At 63.8% G+C, this 17,496-nt stretch carries 14 protein-coding genes; 9 read left to right on the forward strand and 5 right to left on the reverse strand.

The features are described 5' to 3' along the window. The first annotated feature begins 9 nt into the window (after nt 1-9). Nucleotides 10-615, forward strand: a complete 606-nt coding sequence (locus VGG89_06330; GenBank protein HEY1976138.1) for a hypothetical protein — start codon at nt 10-12, stop codon at nt 613-615. Here VGG89_06330 and leuS read toward each other — a convergent pair whose 3' ends face one another. Beyond that, a complete protein-coding gene (leuS, locus tag VGG89_06335; protein ID HEY1976139.1) occupies nt 616-3,087 on the reverse strand; it encodes a leucine--tRNA ligase in 2,472 nt (823 codons plus the stop codon). Between the two features lie 53 nt (nt 3,088-3,140). On the opposite strand from leuS, the gene VGG89_06340 reads away from it, so the two are divergent. The 6 genes from VGG89_06340 (at nt 3,141) to VGG89_06365 (ending at nt 9,379) form a co-directional block, all read left to right on the forward strand. Beyond that, nucleotides 3,141-3,746, forward strand: coding sequence for a helix-hairpin-helix domain-containing protein (locus tag VGG89_06340; GenBank protein ID HEY1976140.1), 606 nt, complete (start codon nt 3,141-3,143; stop codon nt 3,744-3,746). A gap of 38 nt (nt 3,747-3,784) precedes the next feature. Continuing rightward, on the forward strand, nt 3,785-5,578 hold the full coding sequence (locus VGG89_06345) for a long-chain fatty acid--CoA ligase (GenBank protein ID HEY1976141.1): 1,794 nt from the start codon (nt 3,785-3,787) through the stop codon (nt 5,576-5,578). Nucleotides 5,579-5,586: 8 nt separating this feature from the next. Beyond that, nucleotides 5,587-5,964, forward strand: a complete 378-nt coding sequence (locus tag VGG89_06350; protein HEY1976142.1) for a PadR family transcriptional regulator — start codon at nt 5,587-5,589, stop codon at nt 5,962-5,964. Nucleotides 5,965-5,969: 5 nt separating this feature from the next. Beyond that, nucleotides 5,970-6,248 carry a hypothetical protein gene (locus VGG89_06355; GenBank protein ID HEY1976143.1) on the forward strand — a complete coding sequence of 93 codons (279 nt, stop codon included), beginning with the start codon at nt 5,970-5,972 and terminating at the stop codon, nt 6,246-6,248. A gap of 80 nt (nt 6,249-6,328) precedes the next feature. Then, on the forward strand, nt 6,329-7,852 hold the full coding sequence (locus VGG89_06360; GenBank protein ID HEY1976144.1) for a hypothetical protein: 1,524 nt from the start codon (nt 6,329-6,331) through the stop codon (nt 7,850-7,852). A 9-nt stretch (nt 7,853-7,861) separates the two neighbouring features. Next, nucleotides 7,862-9,379: a hypothetical protein gene (locus VGG89_06365; protein ID HEY1976145.1), complete on the forward strand. Its 1,518-nt coding sequence runs from the start codon at nt 7,862-7,864 to the stop codon at nt 9,377-9,379. Here the strand turns inward: VGG89_06365 and VGG89_06370 are convergent. Genes VGG89_06370 through VGG89_06380 form a run of 3 tightly spaced genes read right to left on the reverse strand, consistent with a single transcriptional unit; the run spans nt 9,376 to nt 14,045 of the window. Beyond that, the gene (locus VGG89_06370) at nt 9,376-12,318 is read right to left on the reverse strand and encodes a hypothetical protein (protein ID HEY1976146.1); all 2,943 of its coding nucleotides are present in this window, start codon (nt 12,316-12,318) and stop codon (nt 9,376-9,378) included. The genes VGG89_06365 and VGG89_06370 overlap by 4 nt on opposite strands. Nucleotides 12,319-12,348: 30 nt before the next feature. After that, complete coding sequence (locus tag VGG89_06375; protein ID HEY1976147.1) at nt 12,349-13,068, reverse strand: hypothetical protein; 720 nt, start codon at nt 13,066-13,068, stop codon at nt 12,349-12,351. Continuing rightward, nucleotides 13,062-14,045, reverse strand: coding sequence for a TPM domain-containing protein (locus VGG89_06380; GenBank protein HEY1976148.1), 984 nt, complete (start codon nt 14,043-14,045; stop codon nt 13,062-13,064). Before VGG89_06380 ends, VGG89_06375 begins: the two co-directional genes overlap by 7 nt. An 80-nt stretch (nt 14,046-14,125) precedes the next feature. On the opposite strand from VGG89_06380, the gene VGG89_06385 reads away from it, so the two are divergent. Together VGG89_06385 and VGG89_06390 are read left to right on the forward strand one after the other, a co-directional pair. Beyond that, a complete protein-coding gene (locus VGG89_06385; GenBank protein ID HEY1976149.1) occupies nt 14,126-15,472 on the forward strand; it encodes an APC family permease in 1,347 nt (448 codons plus the stop codon). Beyond that, entirely contained in the window at nt 15,469-16,110 is a 642-nt protein-coding gene (locus VGG89_06390) for a GntR family transcriptional regulator (GenBank protein HEY1976150.1), read from the forward strand. The genes VGG89_06385 and VGG89_06390 overlap by 4 nt, the downstream gene beginning before the upstream one ends. On the opposite strand, the gene VGG89_06395 is transcribed toward VGG89_06390, so the two are convergent. After that, nucleotides 16,107-17,495: a CoA-acylating methylmalonate-semialdehyde dehydrogenase gene (locus VGG89_06395; protein ID HEY1976151.1), complete on the reverse strand. Its 1,389-nt coding sequence runs from the start codon at nt 17,493-17,495 to the stop codon at nt 16,107-16,109. The two genes, VGG89_06390 and VGG89_06395, sit on opposite strands and share 4 nt — an antisense overlap. Nucleotide 17,496: the final 1 nt, after the last annotated feature.

The following is a 17,496-nucleotide window of genomic DNA, read 5'->3' on the forward strand; positions in this document are numbered from 1 at the left end:
GCGCCCAGCATGCTAGCTGCCGCTCTATTGATGACGATTACCATCGAGTCTGCAATTCACACTGCGTATCCGATCGGCACGATCGCAGCGCCGGTGACGCACGGAGATTTGGCGATCGTATCCGTCGACGTCGTCATTGAGGGGAGTCGGACCAAGCGCGATATGCTCTTGCAGCGTTATCCGTTCGGGTGGCAAATGATCGAGCTCGGCAGGCCAAAACTCTTGCCGTGCCAGCTGAAGGCTCGCGCCGCCGATGCAGCGGCCGTTGCGTTTTTCGCGGGCGGCATCGGCCTCGGTAAAGACTCGCCGGAATACTGCAGCTCGCCGTCGCGCGACGTGGGGCACCTATCCGACGTTGTCGCGGTGCGCAGTTTGATGAACTCGGCCGCGACGACCCCGAAGGTGCACGCGATGATCCCTAGCGTGCACATCATTGACGGTTACGCGCTCGGCGCATGGTATGGCGCCGGCGGCGGCGAAACGATTTTTGCTAAGCGTAATGGCGTTTGGAAAGAGATCGCCGGAGGCGGCGGCGCGTACGCCCCAAGTGACCTCACCAAACTGGGCGTTCCGCCTGCCGCGGCGGAGAAACTCGCGGAGCTCAACGCACCCTAACTATCCCACGACGAGATTGAGCAGCTTGTCGGCGACGTAAATGCGCTTGCGGATCTGCTTTCCGTCGATCTGCGCGCGAACGTTCGCTTCCTCCATCGCCAGTGCCACCGCGGCGTCTTCGGAGAGGCCCGGTGCCGCGATGACGCGCGCGCGAATCTTCCCGTTCACCTGAACGACGAGCGTGATTTCGTCGATCGCCAGCACCGATTCGCTCGGCTGGAGATACGGCTGCAGATGCACCGATTTGCCGTGCCCCAAGCGATGCCACAGCTCCTCGGCGATGTGCGGTGCGAATGGCGCGAGCAATACCGGAAGCGCGTGCACGGCATAGATCGTTGCCGCCGCTTCGGGAAACTTGGCAACGGCTGCCGTGAGCGCGTTTACCAGTTCGTCGAGCCTCGCGATCGTCGTATTGTAATGAAACCGGCGCGACGTCGTTTCGTCGATCGCCGATTTTGCGACCACGTGAACCGCTCGGAGCAGCGCCTTCTCATCCGGAGTCGCTGCTTCCGGTACGTCGTGCACGTGAGCGCCGCGCTCAAAAAACGACTCGCACGCGCGCCACACACGATTGACGAAACGCACGCGTCCGCTAATGCCTTCGTCGGTCCAGTCACTGGTGTCCTCGGGCGGCGTGACGTACAGCAAGAACAGGCGCATCGCGTCGACGCCGTTGGTTTCGGCCGTCATGTCGATGCCGACGACGTTTCCGCGCGACTTCGACATCTTCTCGCCGTTGTACAGCAGCATGCCCTGGTGGAAGAGGCGCTCGAACGGCTCGTCGTGTCCGCTAACCCAGCCGCGATCGTGAAAGAACTTATAGAAGAACCGCGAGTAGAGTAGGTGCAAAACCGTGTGCTCGGCGCCGCCGATGTATTGGTCGACGTTCATCCAGCGATCGGCGTGCGGCTTCGCCCACGGCAAACGCTCGCCGTGCGGATCGAGGTAGCGCAGATAGTACCACGACGACTCGAAGAACGTGTCCATGGTGTCGGTCTCGCGACGTGCGGGGCCGCCGCACGTCGGGCACGTCGTCTTGACGAAGCTCTCGACTTGTGCGAGCGGCGAGCCTTCCCCGGTGAACTGCACGTGTCCGGGAAGTAAAACCGGTAAGTCTTCGTCGCGTAGCGGTACTTCGCCGCAGTTGTCGCAGTAGACGATCGGAATCGGCGTTCCCCAATAGCGCTGACGCGAGATCAGCCAATCGCGCAGACGCGTGTTGACGACTTTTTTGCCGCTGCCCTGTGAGATCAAGCGCTGCGCGATTGCCTCGCGGGCGCGCGCGCTCGACATACCCGAGAAATCGTCGCTGGCAATGAGCCGTCCGTCGTCGCAAAACGGCTGCGTCAGCGGTTCGCTCGGGTCGCGGTCAGGTGAAGCGATGACTTCGGCAATCGCGATGCCGTTGGCTTTGGCAAACTCCCAGTCGCGCTCGTCGTGCGCGGGAACGCCGCCGATGGCGCCGGTACCGTATTCCGCGAGCACGTAGTTGGTGACCCAGATCGGTATGTGCTCGTGCGACAGCGGATTGATCGCGTAGGCACCCGTAAAGAGTCCCTGTTTCTCCATCAAGCTCGTCCGCTCGAGCTCGGACTTCGATTTGAGGCTGTCGGCAAACGCATCGATCGCTGCCGCGTGTTTCTTCGAGACGATCGTCTTGATGGCACCGAGCACGGGGTGCTCGGCCGCCAACGCAACGTACGTGGCGCCGTAGAGCGTGTCGATGCGCGTCGTAAAGACTTCGAGCTTGTCGTCGAGTCCCTCGATTCCGAAGGCGAACTGCACGCCCTCGCTTCGGCCGATCCAGTTGCGCTGCATGGTGCGGGTGCGGTCGGGCCAGCCCGGCAGCGTTTCCAAATCGGCGAGCAGACGATCCGCGTACTCGGTGATCTTCAAGAACCACTGCGAAAGATTGCGCCGCTCGACCAAATGGTCGCAGCGCCAGCAGCGGCCGTCGATGACTTGCTCGTTCGCGAGCACGGTGCGGTCGTGCGGGCACCAGTTGACCGGCGCCTCGCGCTTGTATGCCAAGCCGTACTCGTATAACCGTAGGAACAGCCACTGATTCCAGTGGTAATACTCGGGCTCGCAGGTCGCGACTTCGCGCGTCCAATCGTAGCTGGTTCCCATCAGCCGGATCTGACGCCGCATGTTGATGATGTTCTCGGCCGTCCAGGTGGCGGGGTCGATGCCGCGCGCGATGGCGGCGTTTTCGGCCGGCAGACCGAACGCGTCCCATCCCATCGGATGCATCACTTCGTAGCCGAGCATGCGCGTCATGCGCGCGATGGCGTCGCCGAACGCATAGTTCTTCGCATGGCCGACGTGCAGATCACCCGACGGATACGGGAGCATTTCGAGCACGTAGTATTTCGGCCGGCCGCTGTCGCCGGTCGCTCGGTAAATGCCCTCGTCTTCCCAGCGCTGCTGCCACGTGCGCTCGACGGAACGAAAATCGTAGGTCTGGGCCATAGAGAGTAATCCTACCGCCTTGTCATGGAGTCGGCAACGCGGGAAGGAGCAGCGTGATCCAACGCATCGCTCTCGCGCTCGCCGGCGCCGCCATTGTGGCTATGGCCCTCTGGCACCCCGCACCCCACCCCGCCTTCACGAGCGCCGCCCCGTCGCCGGGCATGCGAACCGCGCCCTCGCGCCGCTTCGCGCATCATTCGCCCGCGGGCAATCGCGCGGTCGTATACGTTGCCGGCGCGGTTGTAAAACCGGGACTCTACCGCCTCGCTGCCGGAGCGCGAGCCGCCGACGCGGTCGCGGCAGCGGGAGGGATGCGCCCCTCGGCCGACGCGGCCGGCGTCAATCTTGCCGAACCCGTCCGTGACGGCGACGAAGTCTTCGTTCCGGCGATCGGCGATGCGCCCCGGGCGCACTCGCGCGTGCGCTCGCGAAACGGCCGCCGCCGTACGCCCGGGCCTCCCGCACTTGCTTTGGACGTCAACTCGGCTGTGCCGGATCAGCTCGCGGCGATTCCGGGCATCGGTCGGGCGCTCGCGGCGCGCATCGTCGCATTGCGTGAGGCCGACGGCGCGTTCTCAACGCTCGACGAACTCCTCGACGTTTCCGGAATGACGCAGTCGCGGTTGGAACGCGCGCGTCCCTACTTGCTGGTGAGGTAAGGGCAGGCTCGACACTAAGTCGGGCGAACTCGCCCACGATGACACTGCCCGCGAAGGAGACGCTGCCGAACCTGATTCGGCGCGCGCTCGCGCAACCCAAGGACGAACTGTTGCTCGAGCGTGACGGCGCGAAGTGGACGCCGACGTCGAGTGCGCGACTGCTGGAGCGCAGCGAAAACGTCGCGTGTGCGATACGCGAGGTGGGACTCGTTGCCGGCGATCGCGTCGCGCTGATCGCGCACGACTGCGTCGATTGGATCGTCTGCGATTTTGCGACGTTCTTTGCCGGTTGCGTCGTCGTGCCGGTCTATCCGACGCAGGCGCTCGACCACACGGCGTACATTTTGAAGCACTCCGAGGCGAAGCTGCTCTTCATCGATTCGCCGGAAACGCTGGAACACGTGCGTGCGAGCGGAGCGCCGTTGCCGCGAACCGTCGTGTTCGACTCCGGCGGCGACGACGGGTTGCGCGCCTTCGAGGCGCGCGGTGCCGCCGTTCGCGCCGAGCATCCGGACGCGCCGGCACGTTACGAAACGCAAAACGCCGATGACTTGGCCGTGCTGATTTACACGTCGGGAACGACCGGCGATCCCAAGGGCGTCATGCTTTCGCACGACAACCTCGCGTTCAACGCGCAGTCGACGCGCGATTGCGCCGCCGGCCAAATGCATCCCGGCGAGGACGCGCTCTCCGTGCTGCCGTTCTCGCACATCTACGAGCATACGTTCATCTATATCTACTTGTTGGTGGGCGTAAGGTACTCCATTTGCCACGAGCCCAACGAGCTGCTCGCCGATCTGCTGGCCGTACGTCCCGCGATGATGACGTCGGTGCCGCGCATCTTCGACCGGGTGCTCGCCGGTATTAAAGGGCGCGCGCTCAAGGTTGGGGGCTTGCAGGGAAAGTTGATTTCATGGGGCATGCGCGTCGCGCGCGAGTGGGCGTACGCGCAGACGTTCGGCGGCGGCGCTTCTCCCGCGCTGGCTGCCGAATACGCGGTCGCCAAGCGTCTCGTGCTCGCGAAGATTCGCAAAAATCTCGGACTCGACCGGATGCGCACGTTCGCGAGCGGCAGCGCGGCGCTGCACATCGACACGGCCATGACGTTCTTGGGCTTGGGAATTCCAATCATGCAGGGGTACGGCATGACCGAAACCTCCCCGGTCATTACGGCCAGTTTGCTGAAGGACAACGAATACGGTGCGGTCGGAAAACCGATCCCCGGTGTCGAGGTGCGTATCGCCGACGACGGCGAGGTGCTCACGCGCGGGCGTCACGTGATGCACGGTTACTATCGCGATCCCGAGGCAACGGCGGCGGTGCTGGATTCCGATGGCTGGCTGCACACCGGTGACATCGGCGAAATCGACGCCGCCGGATTTCTCCGCATCACGGATCGTAAGCGCGAAGTCTTCAAGACCGATGCCGGCAAGTGGATTTCGCCCGCGCGTGTCGAGTCTGCGATCAAACGCTCGATGTACGTGGCGCAAGCGATGGTCGTGGGCAACGGCAAGCCGTATCCGATCGCGCTCGTCTGCCCAAACTGGGAACTCGTGCGCGTTAAACTCGAGCTCGCCGCGCAAGCATCGCCCGACGACTTGGCGACAAACGACGACGTGCGTCAATTTCTGACGGCCGAAGTGCGCAAGCAAACGAACGATCTTGCGCCGTACGAGCAGATTCGACATATTGCCATCGTTCCGCGCGAGTTCAGCGTTGAGGGCGGTGAGTTGTCGCCGGCCATGAAGGTCAAGCGCCGCGTCGTCGAAGGCCGCTACGGTGCGGAGATCGACCGCGCCTACGGTCCCGATCTGCACGCCGCCTCCGTGTAGGGTATCTCATGTCGCGCCGCGTCGACGAAGTCGTTCGAGGTCCGATCAAGAGCAAGACGGTGTTCCCCGTCTTGATCCTGCATTTGATCAAGGAGCAGCCCGACCATGGCTACGGTCTCATGCAGCGGATCGCCGAGGTTTGCGGCGATCTGGTTGCAGTGAACACGAATAAGATCTATCCGCTGCTGCGGCGGCTCGAAGAGCGCGGCTTCGTGACCGCATCGTGGGATCACCCGACCAAACGATCGAGGCGCGTCTACGCGATCACCGAAGCCGGCGATGACCGGCTGCGAGGCATCAAGATGTCGATGCTGCCGTATCTCGACTCGATCGAGCGCGCCGTCAAACGCCTCAAAGACGAGCTCTACGAAAAGATTCCCGGTTAGGCGACGTGCCGTTCCTCGCAGTCGTGCATCTACGCGAGCTCGTGTGTCAGGAATGCGGCACGAAGATCGCCGACCCCGGCGCTCGTTCCTTCGTCGTGGATCCTACGGGCGAGCCGATCGGCTTCGACGCGGAGCACATGCCCGAGGAGATGACGCTGACGGTTGCGTGTCCCGGCGGTCACGTTGCGACGCTCCTGGTCCCCAACGAGGTCGCCGTCGAAGAGACGATGGCGATTCCCGACAGCGCGCCGATTGCCGCCGATGTCGTTTTGAGCGAAATTTGATTCCGCCGGGCGCCACCCGGTGCAGGGACGCTCGCGCTCGGCGACAATGAACGGCCTACCGTTCACGTGGAGGCTTTGCGTTGCGCTGTACGCCGTTACAGGCACTCGTACTCGTCATCTGCGCCGCGTTAGCGACGCCGGTTGCGGCACGAGCTGCCGATCCTAAGATTCCACCGCTCACCCCCGATGCGGTGACGCATCACACCATCTCCGTCGGCGGGCGAACGCTCGCCTATACCGCGCGTGCGGGCACGATCACGCTGCGAAACAACGACGAACAGCCGTTGGTGCGCGTGTTCTATACCGCGTACACGCTCGACGGTGCGAAAGCGCAGAGCCGTCCGGTGACGTTCCTCTATAACGGCGGCCCGGGCAGCTCGACGATTTGGCTGCGCATGGGATCGTTCGGGCCGGTGCGCGTGGTGACGAAGGACGGCACGATGACGGGGCCGCCGCCGTACCACCTCGCCGACAACGCCGACACGCTGCTCGACCGTACCGACCTCGTCTTCATCGACATGCCGGGGAGCGGCTTCGGACGACTCATCGGCGCGGGCACGCCCAAGAATCTGTGGGGCGTCGACGAGGACGCCGACGCGTTCGCTCAGTTCATCACGCGCTATATCACGAACTTTCATCGCTGGAACTCGCCGAAGTTTCTCTTCGGCGAGTCGTACGGCACGACGCGCTCGGCGGTGCTCTCCAACGTGCTCGCGCAGCACGGCATCGCGCTCAACGGCATCGTGCTGCTGTCGTCGTTCCTCAACCCGACGGTCGACTACAACGACGGCGCGCCGATCGGCGGCGGCGACTGGGGGTACGTCTTGTATTTGCCCACCGAGGCCGCAACGGCGTGGTACCATCACGCGGTCTCGGGCTACGGCTCGATCCACGACTTCATCGGGCAGGTCGAGAACTTCGCGCTGACCGAGTATCTCGATGCGCTCGCGCAAGGCGCGCGGCTGTCGCCGGATCGTTACGACGACGTCGTGCGCAAGCTGCACCAGTACACCGGCCTCAACGAGCAATACATTCGCAACTCGGACTTGCGTATTCCGTACGATCGCTTCGAGAACGAGCTCGCGCGTCAGCGCGGCATCACGCTGGGACGCCTCGACTCGCGCTTCCAGACGTACACGTTGGACCGGCCCGGCATCTCGCCCGATTGGGACTCGACCGACGCGGCGGTCGATTCCGCGTTCGTTTCCACGGCAAACGAGTATCTGCGCGACGAGCTCAAGTACAACACACCGCTGCTGTACCGCTACGAAATCTACGACCTCATCTACGCCGACGGCAACAGCTGGGATTTCACCCACGGCAGCGACGCGCAAACCTTCAACGTCGCACGGGACCTCGCGCAGACGATGACCTACAATCCGCAGATGAAGGTCTTTTCCGCCAACGGCTACTTCGATTTCGCGACGCCGTTCTTCGAAACCGTCTACGTGCTCAACCACCTGTATCTCAATCCGTCGCTGCAGCACAATATCACGTTCGGCTTCTACCAATCCGGACACATGGTCTATCTGCATCCTTCGGCGTTAAACGCGTTCCACGCGGATCTCGAACGTTGGTATGCCTCCGTGCTGGGGAATCGCTAAATGATGTCGATGAAACGAATCGGGCTCGCGTTGGCGGCCGTTGCGTGCATGGGGGCATCGCCGGCCGCGGCCACCGCACCCGCCGCACCGGCTTCGAGTGACGGAGGATTTCCCGACGCGGTGACGCCGCACACCATAACCCTCGGCGGAAAAATACTGCCGTACACCGCGCGTGCGGGAACGATCGTTCTGCGGGATGCCAAGGGCGAGCCGGCGTGCCGGATGTTCTTCACGGCGTTTACGCTCGACGGTGGGGATCCGAGCGCGCGTCCGGTCACGTTCTTCTATAACGGCGGCCCCGGCAGCTCGACGATTTGGCTGCGCATGGGATCGTTTGCGCCGATGCGCGTCTCGATACCCGACGCTGCCGTATCCAACAACGCGCCGTTTCACTTAGTCGAAAATCAATACACTCTGCTGGACCGCAGCGACCTCGTGTTCGTCGATGCACCGGGCACCGGTTTCAGCCGGCTCGAGGGCTCCGGGAAACCTTCGGAATTCTACGGAGTCGATCAGGACATGCGAGCGTTTGGGCAGTTCGTCTCGCGATACCTCAGCACGTACAACCGTTGGAACTCACCGAAGTTCCTGTTCGGAGAGTCGTACGGCACGCCGCGTACGGCCGTGCTATCGAACTATTTGGAGCGGCAAGGCATCGGGCTCAACGGCGTCGTGCTGCTCTCGTCGGTGCTCGACTTCAGCCTCGATTGGGACACGAACTTCCAGCCGGCCGCAATCGGCGGCGGCGATTGGGCCTACACGCTGTACCTGCCCACCGAAGCCGCTTCGTCGTGGTATCACAACGCGCTGCCCGGTCCGCAAACGACGCTCGCCGCGCTGCTGCCCGAAGTGGAGCAGTTTGCGATGAACGAGTACCTCAACGCGCTCGCGCAAGGGGCGAAGCTGTCGCCGTCGACCTATAACGACGTGGTTGCGAAGCTGCACCGCTACACGGGACTCTCGGAGCAGTACATTCGTCAATCGAACTTGCGCATTCCGTACTGGCGTTACACGACCGAGCTGCTGCGCAACTCGGGTCAAACGCTGGGGCGGTACGACGCGCGCTATACGTCGTACGCGCTCGACCGTATCGCCGATCGTCCGGAGTTCGACGCGACCGACTCGGCCATCGACGCGGCGTTCGTCGGTGCCGGGAACTATTACGTGCGTCAGATGCTGCATTACAATCCGCCGATCGAGTACACTCCGCTCAGCCGCACGATTTTCCCGCAGTGGGATTGGAAACACAACGGCAACTTGCCGACCAACACGGCGCAAGATCTCGCGCACGCGATGACGTTCAATCCGGGCCTGCACGTCTTTTCGGCGAACGGATATTACGACTTCGCAACGCCGTTCTTCGCGACCGTCTACACGCTCAACCATCTCAGCCTGGCACCGCAGCTTCAAGGGAATATCAGCTACGGTTTCTACGAGTCGGGCCACATGGTGTATTTACACCCCGCAGCCCTGTCGCAGTTCCACGACGACCTGGAGCGCTGGTACGGACAAGTCCTAGGGCGTTAGCGAACGCGGCCCATCGCTCGCTTCGCAATCGCTTCGAGTTTCGTAAACGCGCTTTGCATGGCCGGCGTCGGAGCGGCATCGGCGCTCTCGACGGCCTGCTGCAACGCTTGCAGGGAGTTGTCGACGTACAGCAGCGACGTAAAGTCGTGCGAGTACGAGCCCACGGAGTCGTCCGGGTTATCGGGCGGTGCTTGTCCGGCGATTGGGTTGTGCGCTTTCTGCGCTCGCGTGCGGGCCGCTTCGACGTTGCGTGTCAAGGCGTCGATCTTCATGGCCAGCGCGTACTGCGCGTCGAGGTCGGCATTGGTTGCCGGTGCCCGCGGATCGCGGCGCACCTCGGCCGAACGCGAGTACGCGCGACCGTTCACGGATAACCGAATCGTGTAGCGCCCGGGCGGTACGAGCGGACCGTCGGGAGAGTCGCGATGGAAGTCCCACACGAAGCGATGGCCGCCGGCAGTCGTCGACGGTACCGTTCGAGATGGTAGCCAGTAGGGCAGGAAGCTGATGGACTTCGGATTCACCGGCTTGGGCGGCTGCGCGCTCGACCAATGCCGGATAACCCTACCACCGGCGTCGAGCACGTCGAGCATCACGGTACTGGCGCTGTCGGCGAGATAGTAATCGACGTAGACGCCGCTTTCGGCATTCTTGGCTTGCGGCTCGTCGACCGGCAGCGGCGTTCCTTCCTCATTCGTCGGTCGAACGCGATACGCGAGCGCAGGCGCGAAGAGCGTCGTCGCGCCGCTCGCACCGGCCGCGAGTTGGCGCAGCGTTGAAACGTCGTCGAGAACCCAGAAGGCACGGCCGTGCGTTGCGACGATGACGTCGTCGTCGTGCACCGCAATGTCACGGATCGAGGTCACGGGTAAGTTGAGTTGCAGCGGTTGCCAATCGTCGCCGTCATCGAACGAGACGTACACACCCTTTTCGGTGCCGGCATAGAGCAGCCCGCGCCGCTTGGGGTCCTCGCGAACGGCGTTGACAAACGAGCCGTCGGGAATTCCACGGGCGATGGGACTCCACGTGCGACCGCCGTCACGCGTGCGATAGATATACGGTTTGTAGTCGTCGATACGGTGCCGGTCGACCGCGGCGTACGCGACGCTCTCATCGAAGTGCGACGCTTCGATGATGCCGACTTTACTCCAAGTGGTAACGGCGGGAGGCGTGACGTTACTCCACCGCTTGCCTCCGTCGCGCGTGACCCAGACATAGCCGTCGTCGGTGCCGGCCCAAATGAGGTCGGCGCGCAGCGGCGACGGAGCGATCGAATACACGACGCCGTGACGCTTCACGCCGTTGTCGTCGGCCGTCGTCGCCGGATCGAGATTCGGCGACGATCCGTCCGCGCTGCGCGACAGGTCGGGGCTCACGATTGCCCACGTTTTGCCGCCGTCGCGCGTGCGGAAGATGCGCTGGCGTCCGAAGTACAGCGTCCTGGGGTCGACGGGTGAAAACGCGACCGGAAGCGTCCACGTACCACGCCACACGACACCCGGGTAATCGAGCGTCGGATCGATGTTCTGCTCCCACCCGGTGCTGGGGATTTCTTTGGTCACCGTTCCGCCGTACACCATGTCGCGATGTCGCGGATCGGGCGCGAGTGTCCCGCTTTCGCCACCCACGTCGAGCGGCCGAAAGTCTTGCTGCGAAATCGATCCATACTTCGAGAAGCTCGGCGTGGAGGCGGCGCCTGAGTCTTGCTGCGCACCGTAAACCCAATACGGAAATGCGTTGTCGGTGATAACGTGATAGAACTGGCCCGTCGGCTGGTTGTACCACGAGCTCCAGCTCTTGCCGTAGTTGACGCTCACCACGACACCCTGATCGCTGCCGAGGATGATGCGATTCGAATCGTTCGGATCGACCCACGCGATGTGGAAGTCCGGACCGGTCGGGTCGCCGATGAGCGCGTTAAAACTCTTGCCGCCGTCGGTCGACCGGTACGTGGTCGTGTTCATTGCGTAGACGACGTCGGGATTGTGCGGATCGGCGGTGATTCCGCAGAAATACCATCCGCGCTGCCAAATGCGCTCCTCGTTGTCGGTGTGCGCCCACGTTGCGCCGGCGTCGTCGGAACGCCACATGCCGCCGTTGGCCGGATCGCTGTCGATCATTGCGTAGATACGATGCGGCGCGGCGTTGGAAATCGTGAGACCCATGTGCCCGACTTTAGCCGGCAATCCGCCGTGCAGCTGCGTCCACGTCTTGCCGCCGTCGGTCGTTTTGTAGAGACCGCTTCCGGGCCCGTTTGACGGCGGGTACACGTTCCACGGCGGACGGCGCGTCTGCCACAGCCCGGCGTACACGACGTTGGGATCGCTGGGATCCATCGCCAGCGAAAACGCCCCGGTGTTCTCGTCTTTGTAGAGCACTTTGCTCCACGTCTTGCCGCCGTCGGTCGTCTTGAAGACGCCGCGCTCGGCGTTGGGACCGTATTGATGTCCGCCCGCGGCGACGTACGCAACGTCGGCGTCGTGCGGATCGACGACGATCGCGCCGATTTGGCGCGAATCGTCGAGACCGAGATGCTGCCACGTCTTGCCGCCGTCGGTCGACTTGTACACGCCGTTGCCGTAGGCAATGTCGGAGCGCATGTCGGCTTCGCCGCTGCCGACGTAGATGACGCTCGGATTGCTGGGCGCAACCGTAATCGCGCCGATCGACGCGATATCCTGACCGTCGAAGATCGGATTCCACGTCCGTCCGGCGTCGGTGGTCTCCCAAACGCCGCCGTCGACGGCACCGAAGTAGAAGTGATCGGGTTGGCCCGGAACGCCGGTCACCGCGATTTCGCGGCCCCCGCGGAAGGGTCCGATCAGCCGCCAGTGCAGGGCGTTGAGATGCGACGGACTGACGCTTGCCGCGGCAGCGGAGACCGGAGCGGCGGTCAGCGCGACGAGCGTGGCGAGAAGTGCGCTCAACAAACGGTGCATGAGCGCGAGTTACTCGTATGGGTTGGAAAACTACTGCTGCGTGAACTCGGAGTCCGCGATCGCGATGTTGATTTGGTACGTGCCGTACGCGATCCGCGCCTGACCGCTGTAACCCGGAAAGCGCGCGGTCACGGCAATGCTCGTCGGCAAATGGTACGGCGAGAGACCGTGATGGCTAAACTCGAGCCCGAGGGCCGACCCGTTGGTGTAGGCAAAGGCTACCGACTCGATCGCGTAGGTGCGGGCGTTGACCCACATCGTGACCGTTTTCACGTTGCTAGGATGCTTCGGCGTGCCCACCAGCACATAGGCCGTGTGATTGCGATGCGGCGTGGTTCCCTGTAAAACGATATCGTAAGTCGCTTCCCACGTCTGCGGCGTGCCCATCGCGTTCATCGTGTTCGAGAAGCTCTTGGCTGCGCTCGGCACGTTGTTGAGACGCATCGCCTCCTTGTCGGGCGCTTTGAAGTACTCGGTGCCGTCCATGGCGACCGGCACCGAGAGAAAGCTCACGCGAACGCTGCCGCGGATGGAAACCGGAACTTGATACGAGTGCAGCTCTTGCCGGCCCGCGACGGCTCGAGCGAGTACGTCGGAAGCGTTCTGCGGGGGACTTGCGGTCGGCGCGGAAGCCGGCGCCGCCCCGAGCGCGACGAGAAGTACGAGGGGGCCCCAGCGGCTTTGCCGCGCGGGGGGCGGCGGAGCCGAAGGCGGAGCGCCGGTTAAGGGAATTCCGCGGCGGATTACCACCCGCCGCCCGAGTCTCCGCCCCCGCCGCCGAAATCGCCGCCGCCACCACCGGAGTCGCCAAATCCGCCGCCGCTCCAGTCGCCGCCGCTGGCGCCGCCGAGACCGGCCTGCCCCGCGTCGCCCTGCCAGCCGCCGCCGTCGCTGCCGCCTTGAACCGCCTGCGACGCATCGGCGGGCGCGGCCAAGCCGCCGCCCCCGTGCTGACCGAACATCTCGTTACCGAGCCACGCGCCGCCCAAGCCGCCGAGCAGACCGCTGAAGAAGCTTCCGCCGCCGCCCCCACCGTAGCCGTAACCGCCGTATCCCGGCATCGGTCCCGGCGCGCCCGGACCCGGCATGCCGCCGTAATTGCGAGGTCCGGACATCGCGCGCATAATCGAGCGCAAAATCATGAAACCAACGATTGCGATAATGATCCACCAAAACATCGAGATATGAAAACCTCCACCGCCGTAGGCGGTCGCGGGTGCGCCAGAATAGCCGGCGTTGGATTGCGACCGCAAACTGCCGGTGTGCGCGCGATACACGTTGAGAACGCCGTCGACTGCGGCCGCGATCCCGGCGTCGTAGTTTTCGGTGCGGAACTGCGCTTCCATCGATTGGCGAATGCCGCGCGTGACGTCGGGCGTAAACCATCCGGCCTGCACGCCCGCGTTATCGGGGACGATAATGTCGCGCCGGTCGGTTTTTGCGATGAAGATCAAGACGCCGTTGACGTTTTGCGATGAAAACGCCGAACTCGCCGCGCTCTGCAACGACGTGCCGTTGAGCGACGGCACGGTAACGACGACGATCTCTTTACCGGTCTGCGCGTTGAAGCTCGAAATGCGCGCATTGAGCTGCGAGATGGTCGAGGCCGAAAACATGCCGGCCTGGTCTTGGACGAAGTCGCGCGCCGCAGCCGGCAGCGGCAGCAAGGCCGCGAATGCGAGCATGGCGGCCAGGGCGCGAAGGGTGGCAATCGCTGGTGTTCTCACGGTGGATTCTACCTATGACCCGGCGGGGTGTTTCGCCCTCTTGCCTAGGATTGTCGACAGTCGACGGAGGAGAGCAAGCCATGGCCACGTCCCCTCAGTTGAAGTCGGGATCCCTGAGCTTTATCGAGGTCCTCGCGACGTCGGTTGCGCTGATCGGGCCAAGCATGACGCCGCTTTTAATTGCGCCCGGGATGTTCGCCCTGGCCGGCAATGCGACGTGGCTCGCCTACGTCTTCGGCGCCGCGATGCTGTTCTTCGTGGCGCTGAACATCAATCAATTTGCCCGGCGCTCGAGCGAGGCCGGCTCGATGTACGGCTACGTCGCCGATAACCTGGGTCGCACGACCGGCGCGCTCAACGGCTGGGCGCTGCTGTGGGCGTACGGATTCACCGCGGCGGCCGTAGTCGGTGCGATGGCGCTGTTTGGCGATTTGCTTTTACGCGACGCCGGCATTCACGCACCGCTCGTCCTCATCGCTGCGGTCGTCGCGGCGATCGCATGGCAAGCCGCATATCGCGGCGTGCAGATCTCCGCGATCGTCATGCTCGTGCTCGAGGTCATTTCGGTGGTCATCATCTGCGCCGTGGTCGGCGTCGTGCTCTTCCACCAGGGGCCGCACCTCGACGTCAATCAAGTCACGCTCAAGGGCGGCTTTCCCGGCGGAATCGGAATAGCGTTAGCATTTGCGATGTTCAGTTTCGTCGGATTCGAAAGCGCGACGGCGTTCGGTGCGGAGGCGAAAAACCCGCTCGTGACGATTCCGCGTGCGGTTATCGGCAGCGTGCTGTTTGCGAGCGTGTTCTTCATCGTCGTAACGTATGCCGAGATCGTCGGCATGGCGCACGCGGCGCAGCCGCTCGACAAGCAGACGTTTCCGCTCGGTACCCTCGTCGATCTTTTTGGCATCGGCTTCCTGCGCGTGCCATTGACGATCGGCGCGCTGTGCAGCGCCTTTTCGGTGTGCCTGGCCTGTATCACGACGGCGGGCCGTATCGCTTACGCGATGGCGACGGAAGGTTCGCTGCCGCCGGCCTTTGCACGCATCGAACCCAAGCACGATACACCGAACGTTGCGGTGACCGTGGTGACCGCAATCACGCTCGTGATTGCGGCGGCGTGCCTCATAGGCGGGATCGCGCCGATCGATGTATTCAACAATTGCGGCGTCCTGAGCTCATTTGGATTCTTTCTCGCATACGCACTGATCTCGATTGCGGCGGCAGTGTTCGTGAAGCGCCGGGGCGAGCGCCGCGTAGGCGATCTGCTGATCTCGGGGGTCGCGGTCGCACTGTTGGTGTTTGCCGCCGCGATGGACTTCTTTCCGCTGCCGGCGCCCCCGCAGCGTTACTTTGCTTACTACTTCCTGGCGTTTCTGGTTCTGGGTTGGATGTGGTTTGCGCTGCGCCGCCGCAAGGCCGTGGCGTGAAGCAGCAGGCGTTCGAGCGCGCGTCGACGGCCGTTCGCGTCGCAACCGTCTTGCGCGAGCGCATCGCGCGCGGCGAGCTGCGGCCGGGTTCGCGGCTCATCGAACTCGACATCTCGCGCGAGCTCGGCGTGAGCCGCAGCCCGGTGCGCGAGGCACTGCTGCATTTGGCCGAAGAAGGCCTCGTGGAAATTCTGCCCTATCGCGGCGCGATGGTCGTGCCCCTCGATAAAGTGCGTCTGACGGAGCTATTGGAGTTTCGCTTGGCGCTCGAGCACTTCGCGCTGGAACGGCTCGTCGAAAGAAGCGATCGCTCCGAGATTGCGCGGCTGCGCGAGCGGGTGGAGCCCCTGCGCGCCGCCATCTCGAGCGGCGATCGTCAAGCAACGATCGATGCCGATCTCGCGATGCACCGCGAGATGGTTGCAATGGCCGGCAACACGCTGGTCGAGCGCGCGTACGAAAGTCTCATCGTACAGATACGCTTGTACATCGATCTCACGAGCGCGCACTACGAGCGTCCGGAGGATCTTGCGACCGAGCACGAAGCGTTCTTCGACGCGGTCGAACGCGGTGAGTTTTTGATGTCGCGCAAGCTCCTCGACGCGCACATCACGCACGGCTTCGAGGACGTCGGCTAAGGCCAGCGGCTGATGACGACGCGCTGTTGCGTATAAAATGCGACGCCGTCTTTGCCGTGACAGCGTAAGTCGCCGAAGATCGAATCTTTCACGCCGCCGAACGGGAAGAACGACATCGGCGCGGCCACGCCGATATTGACGCCGACCATGCCGACTTCGATGCGATTCGAAAACGTTCGCGCGCTGCCGCCGTCCGACGTAAAGATCGACGAGGCGTTGCCGTAGCGCGATCGATTCGCTAAGTCGATCGCTTCGCCGAGCGTCGATACCCGCACGATCGCCAGGACCGGACCGAAAATCTCTTCCCGCGCCAGTTCGCTTTGCGGATCGACGCGATCGAAGATAACCGGCGAGAGAAACGAGCCTTTGGCTTCGCGAGCCGCCGGATCGGGAGCGAGCTCCAGCGTCGCTCCGCTCTTGCGCGCGCGCTCGACGTAACCGTCGATGCGCGCGATCGCGTCGTGACTGATGACTGGTCCCATGTCGGTGCCGGCATCGAGGCCGCATCCTAAACGCAAGCCGCGCGCCGCGTCGACCAGCATCGGCACGAGCCGTTCGCCCGCGTCGCCGACGGCAACCACGACCGAACCCGCCAGGCAACGCTGTCCCGCGCCGCCGAAGGCCGAGCTGACGATCGCGTCGATCGAGCTTTGCTTCACGCCGTCGGGCATCACGATCAGATAGTTTTTTGCGCCGCCCAACGCTTGAACGCGCTTGTGGGAGCGAACCGCGCGCTCGTGCACGAGCTGCGCGACGGTCGACGACCCTACGAACGACACGGCCGCAACGTCGGGATGGTCGATCAGCGCGTTGACGGTTTCGACGCCGCCGTGCACGACGTTGAGGACGCCGTCGGGGAACTTCGCTTCGCGCGCGACCTCGGCGAGCAAATTCGCCGTGAGCGGCGTCTGCGGCGACGGCTTGAGCACGAACGTGTTGCCGGCGGCCAACGCAATGGGAAACATCCACAGCGGGATCATCGACGGGAAGTTAAACGGCGTGATGCCCACGCAGACGCCGAGCGGGTAGCGCATCGAGATCGAATCGACGCCGCGCGCGATGTCGGGCAGCGCGTCGCCCATCATCAGCGACGGCATGCCGCACGCGAACTCGACGGCTTCGATGCCGCGCCGCGCTTCCGCGCGCGCATCGGCAATCGTCTTGCCGTTCTCGCGCGACACGCTGCGCGCGATCTCTTCGTGGCGCCGCTCGAGTGCGTCGGCGTAACGGAACATGAGCCGCGCGCGCTCGATCACCGGAACCTGCGACCACGTTATAAACGCGGCTTTTGCCGAGGTGACGGCCCGCGCGACGTCGTCGCTCTGCGCGACCGCAATGCTGCCGAGCTCGAGCCCGGTCGCGGGATCGGTGACCAGCATTTCCATC

The organism is Candidatus Baltobacteraceae bacterium, from assembly GCA_036488875.1.
Lineage (GTDB): Bacteria > Vulcanimicrobiota > Vulcanimicrobiia > Vulcanimicrobiales > Vulcanimicrobiaceae > JAFAHZ01.

What these genes read in the sequence shown, in the direction of transcription:
- VGG89_06330 (HEY1976138.1), top strand. Translation starts at nt 10, where the DNA reads ATGCTAGCTGCCGCTCTATTGATGACGATTACCATCGAGTCTGCAATT.
- leuS (HEY1976139.1), bottom strand. Translation starts at nt 3,087, where the DNA reads ATGGCCCAGACCTACGATTTTCGTTCCGTCGAGCGCACGTGGCAGCAG.
- VGG89_06345 (HEY1976141.1), top strand. Translation starts at nt 3,785, where the DNA reads ATGACACTGCCCGCGAAGGAGACGCTGCCGAACCTGATTCGGCGCGCG.
- VGG89_06350 (HEY1976142.1), top strand. Translation starts at nt 5,587, where the DNA reads ATGTCGCGCCGCGTCGACGAAGTCGTTCGAGGTCCGATCAAGAGCAAG.
- VGG89_06365 (HEY1976145.1), top strand. Translation starts at nt 7,862, where the DNA reads ATGAAACGAATCGGGCTCGCGTTGGCGGCCGTTGCGTGCATGGGGGCA.
- VGG89_06370 (HEY1976146.1), bottom strand. Translation starts at nt 12,318, where the DNA reads ATGCACCGTTTGTTGAGCGCACTTCTCGCCACGCTCGTCGCGCTGACC.
- VGG89_06385 (HEY1976149.1), top strand. Translation starts at nt 14,126, where the DNA reads ATGGCCACGTCCCCTCAGTTGAAGTCGGGATCCCTGAGCTTTATCGAG.
- VGG89_06395 (HEY1976151.1), bottom strand. Translation starts at nt 17,495, where the DNA reads ATGGAAATGCTGGTCACCGATCCCGCGACCGGGCTCGAGCTCGGCAGC.